Source organism: Halioglobus maricola, from assembly GCF_009388985.1.
Lineage (GTDB): Bacteria > Pseudomonadota > Gammaproteobacteria > Pseudomonadales > Halieaceae > Halioglobus > Halioglobus maricola.
The window spans coordinates 1,780,939-1,799,638 of the sequence record NZ_CP036422.1 but is presented as its reverse complement, the minus strand read 5'-3'; the positions used below and the strand labels follow the sequence as shown (position 1 = coordinate 1,799,638).

The window sequence follows — 18,700 nt, the reverse complement described above, 5'->3', positions numbered from 1 at the left end:
GCCTACCCCTCTTTTAATCGCTGGCCGCCGCAGTAGACCGCATGCCGCTCGCCCTGTAGATAAGCGACCAGTGTCATTCCAAGATCCTGTGCACTTCGCACCGCAAGGTCCGTCGGCGCGGAAACCGCTGCCAATAATTCAACCCCACTTGTGCCGGCCTTTAACACCATCTCGTAACTCGCTCGGCTACTCACCAGAACAAAACCGGGCTCTGCCGCTCGCTTGCGCATGGCCCCCAACAACTTATCAAGTGCATTGTGGCGCCCGACATCTTCCCTGAGCAGCAGGATATTGCCTTCAGTGTCACACCAGGCTGCACCGTGGACTCCGCCAGTAAGGGCCTTCAGAGGTTGGGCACCATCAAGCCCGTCAACGGCGCATTGCAGCGCTTCCTGAGCCAGCGATAGCGTTGTCGGTACGCAGGGCGCAGACAACTGCAATGCTTCCAGAGACTCCTTGCCGCACAAGCCGCAACCGCTGCGGCCGGACAGATTACGCCGCTTTCCCTTCAGAGTGGCGAAGGGTTGGGCAGTGATCTCTATGGCGAGTTCCAGCCCGTGTTCACGCTCGAGTATCTCCACCCCGAGAAATTGCTGTGGCGATTCGATAATGGATTCTGAAAGGCTAAAGCCCAGCGCAAGATCCTCCAGATCGCAGGGAGTGGCCATTAGCACCGCGTGAGAAATTCCGTTATATGCCAGCGCCACAGGCACCTCGACCACCACCTGGTCGGTGTCATGATTCAGCTGGCCCGCACGCCAGTCTTGACGCGCCAAACGTCGGACAGTCTCAGGCATCGGCCTTCGCGCGCGCCAGAAGTGCTTGCTGGCGTCCATCAAATTCACGCTGCCGGGCCTGCCACGCCGAGGGTTCAGTCACTTTGGTCACCTGTACCGCGGTTACCTTGTACTCCGGGCAGTTAGTGGCCCAATCCGAATTATCGGTGGTGACCACGTTGGCCCCTGATAGTGGATGGTGAAAGGTCGTATAAACCACGCCCGGCTTCACCCGCTCTGATATTTGCGCGCGCAACACCGTGTCGCCCGCGCGACTCTGGATACCCAGCCAGTCGCCCTGGCTCACACCGCGTTCCTCGGCATCGTGAGGGTGCATCTCCAATACGTCTTCTTCATGCCAGGTAGAATTCTCTGTCCGTCGGGTCTGGGCGCCCACGTTGTACTGGCTGAGAATACGCCCCGTTGTCAAAAGTAGCGGGAACCTGCGATTGGCCCGTTCATCGGTCGGCACGAACTCGGTAATAGCAAAGTGGCCGCGGCCACGCACGAATTCATCAACGTGCATAGTGGGCGTGCCTTCCGGCGCGCTGTCATCACAGGGCCACTGTATACTGCCCAACTCATCGAGTTTGCTGTAGCTAACACCGCGAAAGGTCGGCGTAAGCCGGGCGATCTCATCCATGATTTCACTCGGGTGGGTGTAGTTCATCGGGTAGCCAAGAGCATTGGCAAAGGCCATGGTGGCTTCCCAATCAGCTTTTCCTGCCATGGGCGGCATCACCTTACGCACCGGAGAAATGCGGCGCTCGGCGTTGATAAAGGTACCATCCTTCTCCAAAAACGATGAGCCAGGCAGGAACACATGTGCATACTTGGCGGTCTCGTTGAGAAAAATATCCTGCACTACCAGACAATCCAACCCCTTGAGCGCTGCCTCGATATGGAGCGTGTTCGGATCGGACTGGGCGACGTCCTCCCCCTGGCAATAGAGACCGCGAAACTGGCCATCAACCGCCGCGTCAAACATGTTGGGAATTCGCATCCCCGGTTCGCTATCCAGCTCGACCTGCCAGGCATCTTCAAACAGAGCCCGGGTGCTCGCATCCGACAGGTGGCGATAGCCGGGTAGTTCGTGAGGGAAGGAACCCATATCACAGGCGCCCTGAACATTGTTCTGGCCGCGCATGGGATTCACACCTACACCCTCCCGGCCAACATTGCCGGTCAGCATCGCCAGGTTGGCGATTCCCATTACCGCAGTAGAACCCTGGCTGTGTTCGGTAACACCAAGGCCGTAATAAATAGCGCCATTGCCCGCCTGGGCATAAAGCCTGGCCGCTCCTCGCAGGTCTTGTGCAGGAATGCCCGTAACCTCGGCCAAATTTTCAGGCGCATGCTCCTGCTCACTGATAAACAGCAACCACTCAGCAAAGGCTTCGTCTTCACAGCGAGATGCTATGAACGCGGTATTATGCAGCTCTTCCGTCACAATCACATGCGCCAGGGCATTGAGCACTGCAACATTGCAGCCTGGATTAACAGGCAAATGATAGTCCGCGTGTATATGAGGTGCGTTGACGAGTTCTATTTTACGCGGATCGATAACAATCAATTTGCCACCCTCGCGCAAACGCTTCTTCAGGCGCGAACCGAATACCGGATGAGCCTCGGTGGGATTGGAGCCAATCACCACAATGACATCGGCGTGGTCGACGGATGCGAATGTCTGTGTACCGGCAGATTCTCCCAGCGTGGTTTTAAGGCCGTAGCCCGTGGGGGAATGACACACCCGGGCGCACGTATCGACGTTATTGTTGCCGAAACCTGCACGCACCAGTTTCTGCACGAGATACACTTCTTCATTGGTACAGCGACTGGACGTGATTGCCCCGACGCTATTGCGACCGTACTGCGTCTGGATACGACGAAATCTGGCTGCGGCGAAATTGACTGCCTCGTCCCAACTCACTTCTCGCCAGGGCTCGTCGATGCTGTCGCGAACCATGGGCGAGGTAATACGGTCACTGTGAGTCGCATAGCCCCAGGCAAAACGTCCTTTCACGCAGGCATGGCCCTCATTGGCTGCACCGTCTTTCCAGGGTGTCATACGCACAACAGTGTTGCCCTTCACCTCGGCGCGAAAAGCACAGCCAACACCACAGTAGGCGCAAGTCGTCACCACGCTGTGTTCAGGGATCCCCTGCTCGATAATGCTGTTTTCGGCGAGTGTTGCCGTGGGACATGCATCTACACAGGCGCCACAGGACACGCAGTCCGATGCTAGAAAATCGCTTCCTCCCGTGCTGACTTTCGATTCAAAGCCTCGCCCCTCGATAGTCAGAGCGAAAGTGCCCTGCACTTCCTCACAGGCCCGCACGCAACGGGAACAGACAATGCACTTGGAAGGATCAAAGCTAAAATAAGGGTTGCTCTCGTCCTTCTCAGCCGCAAGATGGTTGTCGCCGCCGAAGCCATAGCGCACTTCACGCAGCCCCAGCTCGCCAGCGGTGTCCTGCAATTCGCAATCGCCATTGGTCGGACAGGTAAGACAATCAAGCGGGTGGTCAGATATGTACAGCTCCATCACATTGCGACGCAACTTCGCCACACCCGGCGTCTGGGTGCGCACTTCCATCCCCTCCTCCACCGGTGTGGTGCAGGAGGCCGGATAGCCGCGGCGGCCTTCAATTTCCACCAGGCAAACCCGGCACGAGCCGAAAGCATCGACACTATCTGTGGCGCAGAGCTTGGGCACTTTGATGCCAGCCAATGCGGCGGCCCGCATCACTGAGGTCCCTGCGGGGACGGCCATCGAAACACCGTCGATGGTCAAGGCCACGGTTTCATCGGAGATGACTGCCGGTGTGCCGAAATCTTTTTGCGGTTCGTAATATTGCAGCACGCTACACCTCGGCTAAGTCCTGGGACTTTCCGAAAGAAAAATCCTGGGGAAAGTGCTGCAGCGCGCTGCGCACGGGATGTGGGGTCAGGCCGCCCATGGCACACAGCGAGCCGTGCTCCATGGTATCGCAGAGGTCTTCGAGCAGCGCCAGATTCTGCTGTGGATTATCGCGGGCGATGATCTTGTCGATCACCTCAACCCCGCGGGTAGAGCCGATCCGACAAGGTGTGCATTTCCCACAACTCTCTTCGGCACAAAATGCCATCGCGAAGCGGGCCTGGTCCGCCATATCCACAGTATCGTCGAAGACCACCACGCCACCGTGGCCCAACATTGCGCCCACCGCTGCGAATGCCTCATATTCCAGTGGCGTATCCCACTGGGCCTCGGCCAGGTAGGCGCCGAGTGGGCCGCCTACCTGAATAGCCCGCACTGGCCGGCCGCTGCGCGTGCCTCCGCCAAACTCCATGACGACTTCGCGCAAGCTCATACCAAACGGCACTTCCAACAAGCCTCCGCGCTTAACATTCCCGGCGAGTTGCAGGCACAGGGTGCCGCGCGAACGCCCAGAGCCGTGGGCAGCGTAGGCATCTGCTCCGTCGGCCAATACCGAGGTCACCGAGGCCAGGGTAAGCACGTTGTTGACCACCGTAGGCAGCCCGAACAAACCCTCCAGCGCAGGCAGCGGCGGCTTACTCCGGACCATGCCTCGCTTACCCTCCAGGCTCTCGAGCATCGCAGTTTCCTCACCGCAGATGTAGGCACCTGCGCCCACCCGTAGTTCGATGACAAAACAGCGATCGGTGCCACCGATGCCCTGTCCGAGGTAACCCGCCTGTTCAGCCCGACCAATCGCCTCGCGCATCACATGCAGGGTTCTGGGGTATTCGGAGCGGAGATAGATGTAACCGGTATTTGCACCGACGGCCAAACCGGCGATCGTCATCCCTTCAATCAATTGATAGGGGTCTGTTTCCATCAGCAGGCGATCGGCAAAGGTGCCGGAGTCGCCCTCGTCGGCATTGCAGGCAATGTACTTTTGCGCCGCCTGGGCCTGAAGTACCGTGTTCCATTTCACGCCAGCGGGAAATGCGGCGCCACCGCGGCCACGCAGGCCGGAGCGCGTCACTTCGTCAACGATCTCTTCAGGCGCCAGCTGCAGCGCCCGGCGCAATGCTACATAACCCTGCCGGGACTCATAGGCATCCAGACACAAGGGATCGCCAGCGCCGGCGCGAGCAAACGTTAACCGCGACTGTCGCTGAAACCAGGGAAGTTCATCAATATCGCCGAGATAGGCAGGGTGCGATGACCAATGATCGGGCCCAAGACGCAATACCTCCCGCAAACTCTCGCAGTCGACATTGCCAAAGCCAACTCGCCGGCCGGCGTGTTCGGCCTCTACCAGCGGTTCGAGCCAGAACGCACCACGCGAACCACTGCGAATCAGTTTATCGCCGGAATCCAGTTCCGCTATAAAAACAGCTTCGAGGCCATCTGCACCGAGTGCACCTGCGCTTGTGTCGGCGGGTAGATACCAGATGCAGTTCACGATTGCATATCCCCTACCACTTTTGCGACCAGGGCATCGAGCTTCGTATTGTCGACCAGGGCATGGCTCTCACCATCAATCGCAATTGCTGGAGAGCAGGCGCAGTTTCCGAGGCAATACACGGCCTGCAGCGTGACGGCTCCATCGCTACGTGTCTCACCTAGCGCAACGCCCAACAGTTGCTCTGCATGCGCGGTGAGTTCGCGCGAGCCGCAGGCCTGGCAGGATTCAGACTGGCATATCTGTACTACATGTTTTCCGACAGGTTCGGTGCGAAAATCCGTATAGAAACTCACTACACCATGTACCTCTGCAACTGACACGTTCAATGCCTCTGCAATGGCAGGATATACGCCCTGCGGCACATAGCCCTGGGCAGCCTGCACCTTGTGCAGCACCGGCAACAACTCGTGCTGCGATTGACTGTGATCCGCCAGGATTCCCGCTACCAGTTGGTCGATCGGCACGTTGTGTCCTCCGCGTGATACCACGGCAAGCCTCTACAGGTTAGCCGCGTGAAAAGCGATATGTTCGCCGATAAAACTGGCGATGAAATAATAGCTGTGGTCATAGCCAGGCTGCATGCGGATTGCCATTGGATAATCCGCAGCGGCGCCCACCTTCTCGAGCAGCTCGGGCTTAAGCTGTTCAGCGAGAAAGTCATCTGCCTCACCCTGGTCCACCAGCATTGGCAGCCGCTCCTCGGCCCGCGCTACAAGCTCAGTTGCATCGTATTCTCGCCAGGCTTCTTTGTCGTCACCCAGATAGCCCCCCAGTGCTTTTTCACCCCAGGGGCATTTCAGCGGCGAGCAGATTGGCGAGAAGGCAGATACAGACTTGAAACGTCCCGGGTTCTTCAAAGCAATCGTCAATGCACCGTGCCCCCCCATGGAATGCCCGGAAATCGCCTGTCGTTTTGGATCGAGCGGCAGCTCGGCCTCTACCAGGGCCGGCAATTCGCTGACCACGTAGTCATACATCTGATAGTTCGCCGCAAAGGGCGCTTCGGTGGCGTTGACATAGAAGCCTGCGCCCAGACCGAAGTCATAAGCACCGTCAGGATCGTCCGCGACACCTTCGCCACGCGGGCTGGTATCCGGGGCGACAATCGCAATGCCGTGCTCCGCCGCATAGCGCTGAGCTCCCGCCTTGGTCACGAAGTTTTCGTCGGTACAGGTGAGCCCTGAGAGCCAGTACAACACGGGCACTGGCCCCTGCTCTGCCTGCGGCGGCAGGTAAACGGCAAAAATCATGTCACAAGCAAGCACCTCGGAACGGTGACTGTAACGCAGCTGGCGGCCGCCAAATGATCGATTCTCTGCTATCAGCTCCATCAGTATTCAATCACTGAGCGAATGCTCTCGCCGGCGTGCATCAGATCGAACGCCTTGTTGATATCATCCAGCGGCATGGTGTGAGTGATCAGGTCATCGATTTGGATTTTGCCGTCCATGTACCAATCGACAATTCTGGGCACATCGGTGCGGCCTCGCGCGCCACCAAAGGCAGTGCCCCTCCAGGAACGGCCTGTCACCAGCTGGAACGGACGTGTGGAAATTTCCTGGCCGGCACCGGCCACACCAACGATACAGCTTTCACCCCAACCCTTATGGCAGCACTCCAGTGCCTGGCGCATGACATTGACGTTACCGATACACTCAAAGCTGTAATCCACACCACCGCCCGTAATTTCAATCAGATGGCCTACGACATCATCCACTTCATTCGGGTTAACGAAGTCCGTCATGCCGAACTTTTTCGCCAGCTCTACTTTACCGGGGTTCAGGTCGATACCGATGATCCGGGTCGCCCCAACCATCTTCGCACCCTGGATTACGTTCAGGCCAATACCGCCGAGGCCGAATACTGCTACGGTAGAACCGGGTTCTACTTTCATGGTGAAAGCCACAGCGCCAATACCGGTGGTTACACCACAGCCGATGTAGCAGATCTTGTCGAAAGGAGCGTCCTCACGCACTTTGGCCAGCGCTATTTCGGGCAACACGGTGTAGTTAGAGAAAGTTGAGCAACCCATGTAGTGCAGGATGGGTTCGCCATCGAGAGAGAAGCGACTGGAGCCATCCGGCATCAGACCCTGCCCCTGGGTCGAACGAATCGACTGGCACATGTTGGTTTTGGGATTCAAACAGAAATTACACTCACGGCACTCAGGCGTATACAGAGGGATGACGTGATCCCCTGGCTTGAGGCTGGTCACACCGGGACCCACATCGACAACAACCCCCGCTCCCTCGTGACCAAGGATCGCGGGAAAAGCGCCTTCCGGATCATCACCGGACAAGGTAAACGCATCGGTATGGCACACACCCGTGGCCTTGATCTCTACCAACACCTCACCCGCGCGCGGGCCCTCAAGGTCCACTTCACAAATTTCCAGCGGCTTGCCGGCGCCAAAAGCTACTGCAGCACGTGTTTTCATCGGACATCCCTCAGATCGTTTACGGTATCGATCTATTTAAATAGTTGCCGAAACAAAGATAAATAGCCTATCTTGCACGTTACTGTTGCCATACAGAAACAATACCTATGTCAGGCCATCGCTGGGAAAGTATAGAAGCGTTTGAGAGAGTCGTCCGCTTTAACAGTTTCAGCCGCGCCGCTGAGGAGCTGGGCGTGTCCCGCTCGCACATCAGCCGTCAGGTTAGCGCGCTGGAGAATCGCCTGGGGGCACAGTTGCTCCTGCGCACCACCCGCAAGGTGTCTACCACCGATGTCGGCCAGGCGTTCTATCTCCAATGCCAGGGAATTCTCAACCACCTGGACGAAGCCGAGCAGGCGGTACAGGACCAGCAGGCCAAACCCCGCGGTATTTTACGGGTCAGTGTAGCCGGCGCCTTTGGCGAGGATTTCATCGCCCCTGCCGCCATTCGCTTTATGGCACAGCACCCGGACATTGCAGTCGAACTGGATTTCAACAACCGGCTGATCGACCTGATCTCTGAGGGCTACGACCTCGCCATTCGCGCGGGCACGCTCAAAGACTCTTCCCTGATCGCCAGGCGCATCAGTTCTAGGAAATTACTCACCTGCACCGCACCCGCATATCTGGAGCGAAACGGCACCCCCGGCAACATTCACGCCCTGACCAATCACAACTGCCTGCTGGGCACCCTCGATAGCTGGCGCTTCCGCGAGAATAATCGCCACCTGGACTTGCGCGTCAGCGGTAGCTGGCGTAGCAATAACGGCCGGGCATTGCGGCATGCGGCTATCGCTGGAATCGGCCTGGTGCAATTGCCGGCGTTCTACGTGGAGCAGGATATCGCTGACGGCAAGCTGATAACTGTGCTGGAAGAATTCGCGCCGACAGATACAGGCGTATGGGCGGTTTACCCCCACAACCGGCACTTATCCGCTAAAGTGCGACTGTTCGTAAACTTCCTTGCCGACACGCTCTCCTGAGACCACCATGAGCAGACCCATCCTCCACCCGGGTATTCCATTCGCTGCCGCCTGCCTGGGCATGGCGACATTCGCAGGCATGGACGCGCTCATGAAAGGGCTATCGATCGAAATGGGGGTCTACAATGCCCTGCTCTGGCGCACCGGCATCGCCGCAGGACTGGCCCTGCTGCTCTTTCTCATTCGACGCAGCGCACTCCCCGGCTCGAAGGCACTGCGTATTCATGTCTGGCGCGGCATCATCACCTCAGTGATGGCCTATCTGTTCTTCTGGGGGTTGGTGTATGTGCCACTGGCAGAGGCAATCGCACTTTCATTTATCGCGCCACTGATCGCACTGTATCTGGCGGCGATACTACTGGGAGAGAAGATAAACAGAAATACCATTATGGCGTCCGTACTAGGGCTGGCGGGCGCGGGCATCATCATTCAGGGAAAACTCAGCGGGGAGTACAGTAGCGAGGTGGGCAAGGGTGTTGCAGCCATTCTCATTTCTGCCGCTCTCTACGCCTACAACTTGATTCTGCAACGACAGCAGGCACTCATCGCGAACCCGGTTGAAATCTCCCTGTTCCAGAACGCCACTGTCGTAGGCATTTACCTGCTGTTTGCGCCGTTTCTCGCAGTCGTGCCTGCACTCGAGCAGTGGCCTACCCTCACCCTGACTGCAGCACTCGGGGTCTTATCTTTGCTGTGCCTGTCCTGGGCCTATGGGAAAGCCGAGGCGAAAACACTGATACCGGTTGAGTACACCGCGTTTATCTGGGCGTCGCTGTTCGGCTGGCTTATGTACGGGGAGAAGCTGACCCTGATAACACTCGCCGGGACAGCGCTGATTGTTATCGGCTGTTTATTAGCGGCCAGGCAACACCCTGACGATGTCGAGCATGTTGAAAGTACCGCTGTATAACGCAGCCCTATTTCAGCAACTCTTCCTCTACCTGCCCCAACCTTTCCTTGCCAAAGAAAATCTCATCGCCCACAAAGAAGGTAGGCACTCCAAACGCACCTCGATCGGCCGCCGCCTGGGTAGATTGCTTCAGTGATTCTTTTACAGCATCCGTCTGAATCATCGTCAGCAGTGCATCTGCGTCCAGACCGGCATCGCGCCAGACCTGTGCCACTACCTCTAGGTCATCCATCTTCTGGCCCTGCTCCCACATCGCGAGCATCACGGCTTCGATATAGGCAGCCGCGACGCCCAGGTCCTGGGCCGCTACCAGCCCGCGCATAACGGTAATGGTATTCATCGGGAAGTGGCTATTGAAAACAAATTCATTGAGTTGGTGTTTCTCCTGGAAGCGTTTGCTCTCCAGCAGTTCGTAGTCCATCTTGCCCTTCACCCCACCGAAGGCGACGAAAGGGGCCTGGTTGTCGGTGAGCTTGAAGAGGCCACCGAGCAGGACCGGCACAACCTCTAATTCGGCACCGGTACGTTGCAGAATTTCCGGCAGCACCTTGTGACAGTAGTAGGCATTGGGGCTTGCAAAATCGAGCATGAATTCCAGCTTCGCCATGTTTTTCTCCTGATTGATTAACGTTTATTCGTGGTTCCACCAGGCTACATCGCTAAAGGCGCGCAAATCGAGTTCATGCGTCCATGCGGAGCGGTGCTGGTGGGCAATGTGAAAATAGGTCTCGGCCATTTCTGCGGGCAGCATCAGCCCGTCGTTCTCGCCGCCGTGCTTTTCGCGCAGTTGCGCAAATACCTCTGGGCCCAACATCTTTCCCAATGTATCGGGCGCGTCGACGGCGCCGTCGACCAGGATATGCGCGACGTGAACCCCTTTCGATGCATACTGGGCATTCAGCGACTGGCACAACATTCGGCGACCGCCCATCGCTGCGGCGTGCGAATGCTGGCCACTATTGCCGCGCATCGCAGATGTTGCAGAGGTAACAAGAATGCTGCCTTTACCGCGCTCCGCCATCAGCGGACACAGCACTGACGCAAGACGAAAGAGACCAAAAGTGCCGAGCCGCCAACCCAATTCGAATGCCTTGTAGCTAGTCTCTTCCAACGAACGGTTCCCGATCTGTGCGCCCAGGTTGTACAGCGCCACCTCGATCGGGCCGATCTCCGCTTCAACTGAAGACACACATTCCTCGATGCTGTCTTCTGCCGCGGCATTCAACAGGCGGCCTGAAGCGGAACCACCGTCGGCCTCAATCTGTTGCACGAGATCCTGCAACCCTTGCTCATTACTCCGACGGCAGAGCACCACGTGGTAGCCCGCCGCTGCAAAACGCTTCCCGACATTCCCACCGATGCCGGCTCCGGCACCAATCACAAGGCAAACTGGCTTCATAGGTTCCCTCTCGCTTCTGTTCGCGCTGACGACTTAGTTGCATGATGCAACTGAATTGCTTGCAAGGTTGCATCATGCAACCGTATTATTCAAGCAAGATTACAAAGAAATTTACTGGCCAGCCATGAAATACAAAACGTTCGACCACATGAACTGCTCCCTGGCGCAGACACTCAACATTATCGGAGAGCGCTGGACACTGCTGATTCTGCGGGATGCCTTCTTTGGCGCCAGACGCTTCAACCAGTTCGAGCGCAACCTGGGCATTTCCAAGAACATTCTCAGCGCTCGCCTGGCGATGCTCGTTGATGAGGGCATTCTGGAACGTCGGGAACCCGCAGCGGGTGGTCACACTGAATACGCACTGACCGAGCAGGGTCTCGATCTCCAACCCGTGCTGCTCTCCATGACCCACTGGGGCGACAAGTACCGCGCCAACCCGAAGGGCGAGCGTATTACCTTTGTCGACAGGGACCAGCAACGCCCCATCCAGCGAATGAGTGTTCGCAGTGAAGATGGTCGCGTACTCACACCAAAGGAAATCAAGGCCACCGTGGGGTCCGGCCTGGATGGGCCCGGCCTGGATGGGCCCGGCCTGAGCAAGTCAGGATAGTCCGTCAAAGCTGTCAAACACCAAGAGTTTTCACTGTAAACATCCCACAGAATAGCTATACTCAAACACACCTTTCACCCTTGCGCTGGAGCCTTTCATGTCCGATCTAGTCACCATCGACATCCAGAACCACGTCGCGGATGTCCGCCTCAACCGCCCCGAAAAAATGAACGCCCTCAGCTGGGATATGTTTGATGCTATTACGAGTGCCGCCAAAGAACTGGCGAGCAATCGCGACGTTCGGGCTATCGTACTCTCCGGTGAAGGCAAGGGATTCTGCGCAGGCATGGACCTGGAAAACTTTGGTGCCGGCCTGGGCCAGGACCCATTTGGCGAGGGCCGCGGTGGCTTTACTCCCAACTATTATCAGGAACCGGCCTACCTCTGGAAAGCCATCCCAGCGCCGGTGATCTGCGCCCTGCACGGCGCCGCTTATGGCGGCGGTTTCCAGATCGCTATGGGCGCGGACATTCGTATCGCTCACCCCGGCACCAAGCTGTCACTCATGGAGATCAAGTGGGGCATGATTCCTGACATGTCAGCGTCCCAGACGCTGCGCGACCTCGTTCGGGTGGATGTTGCCAAGGAACTGGCTTTCACCGGCCGTGTACTGCAAGGCCCCGAGGCCCTGGACCTGGGTCTCGTCACCCGCTTGAGTGAAACCCCCTATGACGATGCCCGGGCATTGGCCGAAAACATCGCAAGTAAAAATCCGGACGCAGTTGCCCGCAGCAAGTACATGTTCGAGACCACCTGGCGCGGAGACAGCGTCGACGGACTGGCTGCTGAAGAGCGTCTGCAGGGGCCGATTCTGGGCCAATCCAACCAGGTAGAGTCTGTCATGGCCGCTCTGGAAGGCCGCGAGCCCACATTTGTCGATCGCGCTTTCGGCGATTTCACCGAGCTGGATGGAACGGCCTGAACCATGCAAGCCATTGACGTCTGGGCCCAACAACCCAACTCCCACTTCCTGTCCCAGCCGTACTTCGAGTCACTGAGGCGCTGGGTTGGCAGCGACCTGTCGGATATCCCCGACGACTTTCTGCTCGGCTGCATGGACAAGGCAAACGTCAGCCAGGCAATACTGTCTGCCTGGTATGGCCCCCAGGGGCCACTGATTTCAAATGAACAAGTGCTGGCCACGATCGAAGCCCATCCCGGCCGATTCTATGGCCTGGCGTCGGCCGACCTGCGCGACCCGGTGGCGGCAGTGCAAACACTGCGCAAGTACGTTAACGACCACGGCTTCAAAGGCCTGCGAATCGTGCAGTGGCTGTGGGAGTTGCCCTGCTCTCACGCACTCTACTACCCTCTTCTAGCGGCCTGCGTCGAACTGAATGTGCCGATCTGTCTGCAGGTGGGACATACGGGGCCGCTGTTGAGCTCTGAGTCTGGCAGGCCTGCGCATATCGAGAGAATCGCACTGGATTTCCCCGACCTCAAGATCGTGGGCGGCCACATCGGCTACCCATGGCATGTGGAGATGATCGCGGTCGCGACCAAGTTTCCGAACGTCTATATCGATACATCTGCCTACGTACCCAAACGGTATCCGCGTGAGCTTGTCGAATACATGAAGGGGCATGGCAGGCACAAGGTGATGTTCGGCTCCAACTTCCCGATGATTACCCCGGATGTCGCACTAGGCCAACTCGACTTGCTCGAGCTGGATGACGAGGTGAAAGAACTTTTCCTGACAGGCAATGCGAAGCGTGTGTTTGGGCTAACCTGAAAACGCAGCTGAAGCTGCGAGAGGTCAATCGGCTCTGTGCTGATCAAACAGGATCGGGTTGCCGTCCGGATCATGCACCAGGAAAAAACCGGCACCACTCTCAGACGTGACCTCCTGGTCAATCGTTACCCCCTGCTGCTGCAGGTGCGCCTGCCATTGGCGCACATCGGTAAAGCCCTCGGCATTCTGGCCAGTCTGGTCCCAGCCAGGGTTGAACGTCAGTGTATTTAGCTCAAACATATCCTGAAACAGTCCAATGACATGCTCACCGTTGTTAAGCATCAGGAATTTGTGCTCCATCTCTCCGGCAAACACCGAAAAGCCCAACTTCTCGTAGAAATCGCGCGAGGTGGCTAAATCTTTAACTGCGAGACTGATGGAAAAGGCGCCGACATGCATGGGAAGCTTCCTTGGATTGATCTGGGTTATTCACAGCATAGACCAAGGGGGACATTCAGGCGTGTGAGCGAAGTTGGCCCTCCTTCCCTGGAAGGCCTGTTTTCCAAATCGCCACACCTATCCGTGGAATAGCGGCTGGAACTCTTTAAATCTAGAGGATACTGACGAGACCGAGACAAGCAGCGCAGACAAAGAACGCCCCCGCAATCCATAATTCATCGATCTGTTCTAGCCAGTTTGTCAGCTTCGGCATGATGTTCTCCAAGTCACGCTTTACGACAGCTACAGTTTTAACAAAGCTGCTGTCCAGAACCAATTACGCGCCATTACAGCCTTCGAATCTGGCGATTTTTTATCACCGGCATATGCGGAAACGTTATAATCCCCGATCACCATCAGTATGGAATATGAGTGTGACGTTATTTCGTCCCTGCATTGATCTTCACCAGGGCCAGGTGAAGCAAATTGTCGGTGGCAGCCTCAACGACGAGGGCGCCGACACCAATTTTGTGAGCGCACACGATGCGGCCCACTACGCAAGCCTCTACCGGGAACATAATCTCACCGGGGGGCATGTGATCGCACTCGGCCCGGGCAATCAGGCGCAGGCTTTGTCCGCGCTTCATACCTGGCCAGGCGCCCTGCAATTTGGCGGCGGAGTGAAAGCCGACAATGCTGCGGACTTCCTCCAGGCCGGAGCCTCCCACGTGATCGTCACCAGCTACCTGTTTGAGCGTGGCCAGCTCTCCGCGGCACGACTGGATGAAATGCTACAAGAGGCCGGTAAAGACAGGCTCGTATTGGACCTCAGCTGCCGCCGCTCAGAGGGCGGGTGGTACATCGCCACCGACCGCTGGCAAACCGTGACTGAAACGCCTGTTAGCGCAGAGACACTGGCGGAACTGTCCGGCTACTGCGATGAGTTCCTGGTGCATGCGGCGGATGTAGAAGGCCTACAGGGCGGTATCGATGAAGACCTGGTGCAACTACTGGGCCAGAGCTGCCCTATTCCCGTGACCTACGCAGGTGGCGCCCGCGCCCTGGCGGACCTGGAGCTCGTTCAGGCACTCTCCAACGGCCGCGTCGACCTGACCATTGGCAGTGCGCTTGATATCTTCGGCGGCGAGGGTGTCTCCCTCGCCGAGTGTATTGCGTGGAATCGTAATCCTAGGGGGTAACGATATTGAACTCGGTATCCGGCTGCTCAAACATACCGAAGAATCGCGCCAGGGAAACTGCACTCCCGTCCACATTCAGGTCATCCGAGGTCAAGGTCTCCATCAGGCCCAGGTCCCCAAGCAACATTCGAACAAACATGGCGTGCGTGATCCGCAGTACGACATCTGCGTCATCAAGGTCGTCGGCAGGTCGGTGATGCAGCACCGAGTTCTTGACCGTCAGCAGGTAGGACTCATCCAGGTCGTCGAACACGATACCCACCTGGCGATCGACCCCCTCTGCCTTTTCCGGGTCGAGCCGCACTGACATCGTCTGGAAGAATTTCTCCACTGGCGTCTGCTCCAGCATGTTCACCAGCAGCGATAAACGCAGTTGTGACTCTTGTGGCGCGCCGTGGCGCAGCTCGTAGGCGGCACTGAGGTATACGTCGCGCCAGGGTCCGGACTCCGCGGTATATGCGAGCTGATCATAGCTATTTGCAAGTAATTGCATAGCTGTCTTGTTTGATGGTTGAGCAAACACCAGATGATTGAGTAACTCCGCTGCCCAGCGATAATCCCCGGCCGTGTAGGCCTCCTCCGCAGCAGCGATGACGCCTTCCGCGCCACCTGCCAGCGCGACATAGCGCTTACTGGATTCCTCTGGAGGCAGCGGATTCAGGTTCGCCGGGTTGGCGTCATACCAGCCCAGATATGCCTGATAAACCGCTTTGCTATTGTGCGAGACAGTGCCGTAGTAATCGCGGTTGGCGTATCCCTGCTGCAAGCTCGCGGGTAGTTGGAGTTCCTCGGCGATTTCACGCGGCGTCATTCCCCGGTTAAACAGACGCACCGTCTGGTCGTGAATAAATTTGTAGCTGTCACGCTGTGTCTCGAGGTAGGAAACAATGTCTGCCCTGCCCCACACTGGCCAATGGTGACTGGCGAAGTAGACGTCGCTGCCCGCTGAGAGTTCGATCATCTCGTCGATATAGGCGCTCCACTTGAGCGCATCGCGCACCTTGGCGCCACGCAGCGTATAGAGATTATGCAGATTGCGGGTAGCTACCTCGGCGCCGCAGTAGGCCTTGAGCTCCGGCAAGGCAAATGTCAGCTCAGCGGGCGCTTCCGATCCAGGCGCAGCCTGGAATACAAATTCCAGACCGTCCAAGGTCAGGCTCTGACCCGTGCGATCGATAATCTCGGTGGGCACCGCAATACCGACCGTGCCAAACGCTGGCGATTTACCCAGCCCTGAGCCCACATGCCCCCGCTCTTCACGCGGTAAGCGGCGGCCGTACATAAAGGAAGCCCTGCGTGCCATGGCGACACCAGCGATAATATTCTCGCTGGTGGCCTCTTCCATGAAGCCTTCCGGCGCAATGACCGGCACATTTCCCGCTTCGTAGTCAGCGCGATCAATCACACCCCATACCCCGGCGAAGTGATCGATATGGCTATGGGTAAAGATCACCGCTGTCACCGGCAGATCACCGAGGTGCTCACGTGCGAATGCAAGCGCTGCAGCGGCTGTCTCTTCCGTGGTGAGCGGGTCAACCAGAACAAACCCTTTCTCGCCCTTGATCAGGGTCATATTGGCGAGGTCAAAACCGCGTATCTGGTAGATCCTGTCGGTCACCTCGAACAGGCCGTGGAGATTGTTCAGAGTCGCCTGGCGCCAGAGGCTGGGGTTCACACTGTCAGGGGCTGGGCCGTCGATGAAGGTATATTCCTCCAGATTCCAGATCGTCTCTCCCGCGGATGAGGTGATCAGCGGCTCAGTCCGAGTGGCAATAAACCCTCGCTTTGCCGCCTCAAGATCTGCGCCGGCATCGTCCGGCAAGACCTGGGCAATTTTACGGTTGGCCTCTGCTGTTTTTTCCGAGGGTGCCGAAAATCCGGCACTTGAGTCTGTGGAAGCTCTGCCCTCATGTTGCTCGGATGAGCAGCTCGCGAGCATTAACGCTGCACAGGCTATTGCAATAGATCGTAGTTTCACGCTGTTCGTCCTTATTGTATTGCCGCCAGACGGGAGCGTATCAGCACCCGTAATTCATCTTCAAAAGCGTTTTGGGTCTGGCGATAGTGCCCCGCGCCGAAAATCTGACCAAGGGTTGGCCCTGATACCGCAAAGTAGTGTGCCGCCCCCAACAGTTGGTAGACCATGGCCAGCAACCTGCCCTCGTCCATTTTACCAGAAACATCAATTTGCCCGGCAGTCGCGACCAGCAGTTCCAGATAGGATTTAAGGTACCAGTTGCCCACCTCGGCTGCGCGCTTCTCATTGTCCAACAGCTCACGCATGATCAAGCGCGCAGCATCGGGATGGTTCATCTGGTCTTGATACTGGGCGAGTACCAATGCTTCCAGACGCTGCGCTGGCTCGAGTTGCTCGGCAATGATCGCGTCGGTGACTTCTGAGAGCGCGGCGGAGATAAGTGCCAACACTTCGCCATACAATTTTTCCTTGGTGCCAAAGTGGTGCAACAACGCCTGTTTGGTCAAGCCCAGTTCGGTTGCAATAGCGGCAATACTTGCGCCATAGAAGCCTCGCTCAGCGAAGAGCTTGAGAGCCGCCTGCAGAAACTGTTTTCGGGTGGATTCACTCATGATCTATCTCAGCTGGGACGCGCGATTCTATCGCAGCAGTTGACAGCTTACCAGTCGGTAAGTAGCCTTTGCGAAACACTTACCGAACGGTAAGAAGGCTATTGCTAAGAGCGCACCATGGATCGCAGCACCGAAATTGAATTGATCGAAGAGTTACTGGGCCTACATGCCCAGAAAGCCCCTTTCCTGGATGAACAGTGGACACGCGAGCCCCTCGAGCGCTATTCCTCTCCTGAAATATTCGCCCGAGAGCGCGAGCATATTGCAGCGACCCTCCCTCAGATCGCAGCGCACAGTTCCGCGCTGCCAGCACCCGATAGCTATGTCACAACCGAGATCGCCGGACGCAGTATTCTTCTCACACGCGACAGGGAAGGCAGCGCACACGCATTTCTCAACGTCTGCCGCCACCGCGGAGCAACACTGGTCAGAGGCCAAAAAGGCTGCCAGCTTCGCTTCAGCTGCCCCTACCACGGCTGGACCTACAGCAATACCGGCGACCTGGTTGGCGTGCCCCACCAGAAGACAGGGTTTCCAGACCTGGACCGCGCCGCTCTGGGCCTCGTCGCTGTTCCCTGCCAGGAATACGCTGGCTGGATATGGCTCTCTCTGGACACAAACTGCGACATCGACATAAAAGCGCATCTTGGTGCCCTGGCAGGCGACATGCTTGCCATGAGAGCCGATGAGCATCAGATCTTCGCCAGTGACGTTCGCGATATCAACGCCAACTGGAAAATCCTGGTTGAGGGTGGACTCGAGGCGTACCACTTCCGCGTCGCCCACGCAGACTCCATCGCGGGCCTGTTCCCGGACAATCTGTCTTCCTACCGATGCTACGGTCGCCATATACGCTCTATACTGCCGCGCAACACCATCAACTCACAGGCAGATATGCCACAAGACCAGTGGCGGATCCGCGATCACGCCAACATCCTGTACAGCCTGTTTCCGGGGTCCCAGTTCCTGGTGCAGTCTGATCACTTCATCTGGATTCGCGGCATCCCGCTAGGGCCGGACCGCACTCGCCTGGAACTAACAACACTCGTGCCAACGACACAGAACACCGAAGCGAGGCGGGATTACTGGCGGAAAAACCACGAATTCACCCTACTCACCCTGGACGAAGATTTTCAATTTGCAGAGGAGATACAATCAGGACTCGCCAGCGGCGCCAATGCCCATCTGAATTTTGGCCGGTTTGAGGGCGCGCTTGCCAGATTCAATCGGTACGTAGACGATGCCATCGCCTAGCTCGTGCGTCGT

18 protein-coding genes are annotated in these 18,700 nt (G+C 57.4%); 7 read left to right on the top strand and 11 right to left on the bottom strand.

The window, feature by feature from the left end:
- Positions 1 to 2: 2 nt before the first annotated feature.
- From fdhD to EY643_RS08125, 6 genes are read right to left on the bottom strand one after another with little or no spacing between them, the layout of a single operon-like run.
- Positions 3 to 797, bottom strand: coding sequence for a formate dehydrogenase accessory sulfurtransferase FdhD (gene fdhD, locus EY643_RS08150; RefSeq protein WP_152661731.1), 795 nt, complete (start codon positions 795 to 797; stop codon positions 3 to 5).
- Entirely contained in the window at positions 790 to 3,639 is a 2,850-nt protein-coding gene (gene fdhF, locus EY643_RS08145) for a formate dehydrogenase subunit alpha (RefSeq protein ID WP_152661730.1), read from the bottom strand. Before fdhF ends, fdhD begins: the two co-directional genes overlap by 8 nt.
- 1 nt (position 3,640) lies before the next feature.
- The gene (locus EY643_RS08140) at positions 3,641 to 5,191 is read right to left on the bottom strand and encodes an NADH-ubiquinone oxidoreductase-F iron-sulfur binding region domain-containing protein (protein ID WP_152661729.1); all 1,551 of its coding nucleotides are present in this window, start codon (positions 5,189 to 5,191) and stop codon (positions 3,641 to 3,643) included.
- Positions 5,188 to 5,658, bottom strand: a complete 471-nt coding sequence (locus tag EY643_RS08135; protein WP_240732863.1) for a formate dehydrogenase subunit gamma — start codon at positions 5,656 to 5,658, stop codon at positions 5,188 to 5,190. The genes EY643_RS08140 and EY643_RS08135 overlap by 4 nt, the downstream gene beginning before the upstream one ends.
- A gap of 33 nt (positions 5,659 to 5,691) precedes the next feature.
- A complete protein-coding gene (fghA, locus tag EY643_RS08130; protein ID WP_152661728.1) occupies positions 5,692 to 6,525 on the bottom strand; it encodes an S-formylglutathione hydrolase in 834 nt (277 codons plus the stop codon).
- Positions 6,525 to 7,631 carry an S-(hydroxymethyl)glutathione dehydrogenase/class III alcohol dehydrogenase gene (locus EY643_RS08125; protein ID WP_152661727.1) on the bottom strand — a complete coding sequence of 369 codons (1,107 nt, stop codon included), beginning with the start codon at positions 7,629 to 7,631 and terminating at the stop codon, positions 6,525 to 6,527. The genes fghA and EY643_RS08125 overlap by 1 nt, the downstream gene beginning before the upstream one ends.
- Before the next feature lie 107 nt (positions 7,632 to 7,738).
- Between EY643_RS08125 and EY643_RS08120 the strand changes: the two genes are divergently transcribed.
- A complete protein-coding gene (locus tag EY643_RS08120; RefSeq protein WP_152661726.1) occupies positions 7,739 to 8,614 on the top strand; it encodes a LysR substrate-binding domain-containing protein in 876 nt (291 codons plus the stop codon).
- A 7-nt stretch (positions 8,615 to 8,621) separates the two neighbouring features.
- Positions 8,622 to 9,524 carry a DMT family transporter gene (locus tag EY643_RS08115; RefSeq protein ID WP_152661725.1) on the top strand — a complete coding sequence of 301 codons (903 nt, stop codon included), beginning with the start codon at positions 8,622 to 8,624 and terminating at the stop codon, positions 9,522 to 9,524.
- Positions 9,525 to 9,531: 7 nt separating this feature from the next.
- Here EY643_RS08115 and EY643_RS08110 read toward each other — a convergent pair whose 3' ends face one another.
- Together EY643_RS08110 and EY643_RS08105 are read right to left on the bottom strand one after the other, a co-directional pair.
- Positions 9,532 to 10,131, bottom strand: a complete 600-nt coding sequence (locus EY643_RS08110; RefSeq protein ID WP_152661724.1) for a 2-hydroxychromene-2-carboxylate isomerase — start codon at positions 10,129 to 10,131, stop codon at positions 9,532 to 9,534.
- 24 nt (positions 10,132 to 10,155) lie between these two features.
- Positions 10,156 to 10,923 (bottom strand): SDR family NAD(P)-dependent oxidoreductase, encoded by a 768-nt coding sequence (locus EY643_RS08105; protein ID WP_152661723.1) that lies wholly within the window; start codon positions 10,921 to 10,923, stop codon positions 10,156 to 10,158.
- Positions 10,924 to 11,047: 124 nt separating this feature from the next.
- Between EY643_RS08105 and EY643_RS08100 the strand changes: the two genes are divergently transcribed.
- The 3 genes from EY643_RS08100 to EY643_RS08090 all read left to right on the top strand — a co-directional run bounded on the left by EY643_RS08100 (position 11,048) and on the right by EY643_RS08090 (position 13,268).
- Complete coding sequence (locus EY643_RS08100; RefSeq protein WP_152661722.1) at positions 11,048 to 11,536, top strand: winged helix-turn-helix transcriptional regulator; 489 nt, start codon at positions 11,048 to 11,050, stop codon at positions 11,534 to 11,536.
- Positions 11,537 to 11,633: 97 nt separating this feature from the next.
- Positions 11,634 to 12,458, top strand: a complete 825-nt coding sequence (locus EY643_RS08095; RefSeq protein ID WP_152661721.1) for a crotonase/enoyl-CoA hydratase family protein — start codon at positions 11,634 to 11,636, stop codon at positions 12,456 to 12,458.
- Positions 12,459 to 12,461: 3 nt separating this feature from the next.
- The gene (locus EY643_RS08090) at positions 12,462 to 13,268 is read left to right on the top strand and encodes an amidohydrolase family protein (RefSeq protein WP_152661720.1); all 807 of its coding nucleotides are present in this window, start codon (positions 12,462 to 12,464) and stop codon (positions 13,266 to 13,268) included.
- 24 nt (positions 13,269 to 13,292) lie between these two features.
- Here the strand turns inward: EY643_RS08090 and EY643_RS08085 are convergent, their stop codons facing one another.
- Positions 13,293 to 13,667 carry a VOC family protein gene (locus EY643_RS08085; protein WP_152661719.1) on the bottom strand — a complete coding sequence of 125 codons (375 nt, stop codon included), beginning with the start codon at positions 13,665 to 13,667 and terminating at the stop codon, positions 13,293 to 13,295.
- Between the two features lie 413 nt (positions 13,668 to 14,080).
- Here EY643_RS08085 and hisA point away from each other — a divergent pair, with 413 nt between their 5' ends.
- Positions 14,081 to 14,845, top strand: coding sequence for a phosphoribosylformimino-5-aminoimidazole carboxamide ribotide isomerase (hisA, locus tag EY643_RS08080; protein WP_152661718.1), 765 nt, complete (start codon positions 14,081 to 14,083; stop codon positions 14,843 to 14,845).
- Here the strand turns inward: hisA and EY643_RS08075 are convergent.
- Together EY643_RS08075 and EY643_RS08070 are read right to left on the bottom strand one after the other, a co-directional pair.
- Entirely contained in the window at positions 14,835 to 16,823 is a 1,989-nt protein-coding gene (locus EY643_RS08075) for an alkyl/aryl-sulfatase (RefSeq protein WP_240732862.1), read from the bottom strand. The genes hisA and EY643_RS08075 overlap by 11 nt on opposite strands.
- Positions 16,824 to 16,834: 11 nt before the next feature.
- Positions 16,835 to 17,434 carry a TetR/AcrR family transcriptional regulator gene (locus EY643_RS08070; protein ID WP_152661717.1) on the bottom strand — a complete coding sequence of 200 codons (600 nt, stop codon included), beginning with the start codon at positions 17,432 to 17,434 and terminating at the stop codon, positions 16,835 to 16,837.
- Positions 17,435 to 17,551: 117 nt separating this feature from the next.
- Between EY643_RS08070 and EY643_RS08065 the strand changes: the two genes are divergently transcribed.
- Positions 17,552 to 18,688, top strand: a complete 1,137-nt coding sequence (locus EY643_RS08065) for an aromatic ring-hydroxylating oxygenase subunit alpha (protein ID WP_152661716.1) — start codon at positions 17,552 to 17,554, stop codon at positions 18,686 to 18,688.
- Positions 18,689 to 18,700: the final 12 nt, after the last annotated feature.

What these genes read in the sequence shown, in the direction of transcription:
- EY643_RS08115 (WP_152661725.1), top strand. Translation starts at nt 8,622, where the DNA reads ATGAGCAGACCCATCCTCCACCCGGGTATTCCATTCGCTGCCGCCTGC.
- fdhD (WP_152661731.1), bottom strand. Translation starts at nt 797, where the DNA reads ATGCCTGAGACTGTCCGACGTTTGGCGCGTCAAGACTGGCGTGCGGGC.
- EY643_RS08065 (WP_152661716.1), top strand. Translation starts at nt 17,552, where the DNA reads ATGGATCGCAGCACCGAAATTGAATTGATCGAAGAGTTACTGGGCCTA.
- EY643_RS08105 (WP_152661723.1), bottom strand. Translation starts at nt 10,923, where the DNA reads ATGAAGCCAGTTTGCCTTGTGATTGGTGCCGGAGCCGGCATCGGTGGG.
- EY643_RS08070 (WP_152661717.1), bottom strand. Translation starts at nt 17,434, where the DNA reads ATGAGTGAATCCACCCGAAAACAGTTTCTGCAGGCGGCTCTCAAGCTC.
- EY643_RS08110 (WP_152661724.1), bottom strand. Translation starts at nt 10,131, where the DNA reads ATGGCGAAGCTGGAATTCATGCTCGATTTTGCAAGCCCCAATGCCTAC.
- EY643_RS08095 (WP_152661721.1), top strand. Translation starts at nt 11,634, where the DNA reads ATGTCCGATCTAGTCACCATCGACATCCAGAACCACGTCGCGGATGTC.
- fghA (WP_152661728.1), bottom strand. Translation starts at nt 6,525, where the DNA reads ATGGAGCTGATAGCAGAGAATCGATCATTTGGCGGCCGCCAGCTGCGT.
- EY643_RS08090 (WP_152661720.1), top strand. Translation starts at nt 12,462, where the DNA reads ATGCAAGCCATTGACGTCTGGGCCCAACAACCCAACTCCCACTTCCTG.
- EY643_RS08120 (WP_152661726.1), top strand. Translation starts at nt 7,739, where the DNA reads ATGTCAGGCCATCGCTGGGAAAGTATAGAAGCGTTTGAGAGAGTCGTC.
- EY643_RS08100 (WP_152661722.1), top strand. Translation starts at nt 11,048, where the DNA reads ATGAAATACAAAACGTTCGACCACATGAACTGCTCCCTGGCGCAGACA.
- EY643_RS08125 (WP_152661727.1), bottom strand. Translation starts at nt 7,631, where the DNA reads ATGAAAACACGTGCTGCAGTAGCTTTTGGCGCCGGCAAGCCGCTGGAA.
- EY643_RS08085 (WP_152661719.1), bottom strand. Translation starts at nt 13,667, where the DNA reads ATGCATGTCGGCGCCTTTTCCATCAGTCTCGCAGTTAAAGATTTAGCC.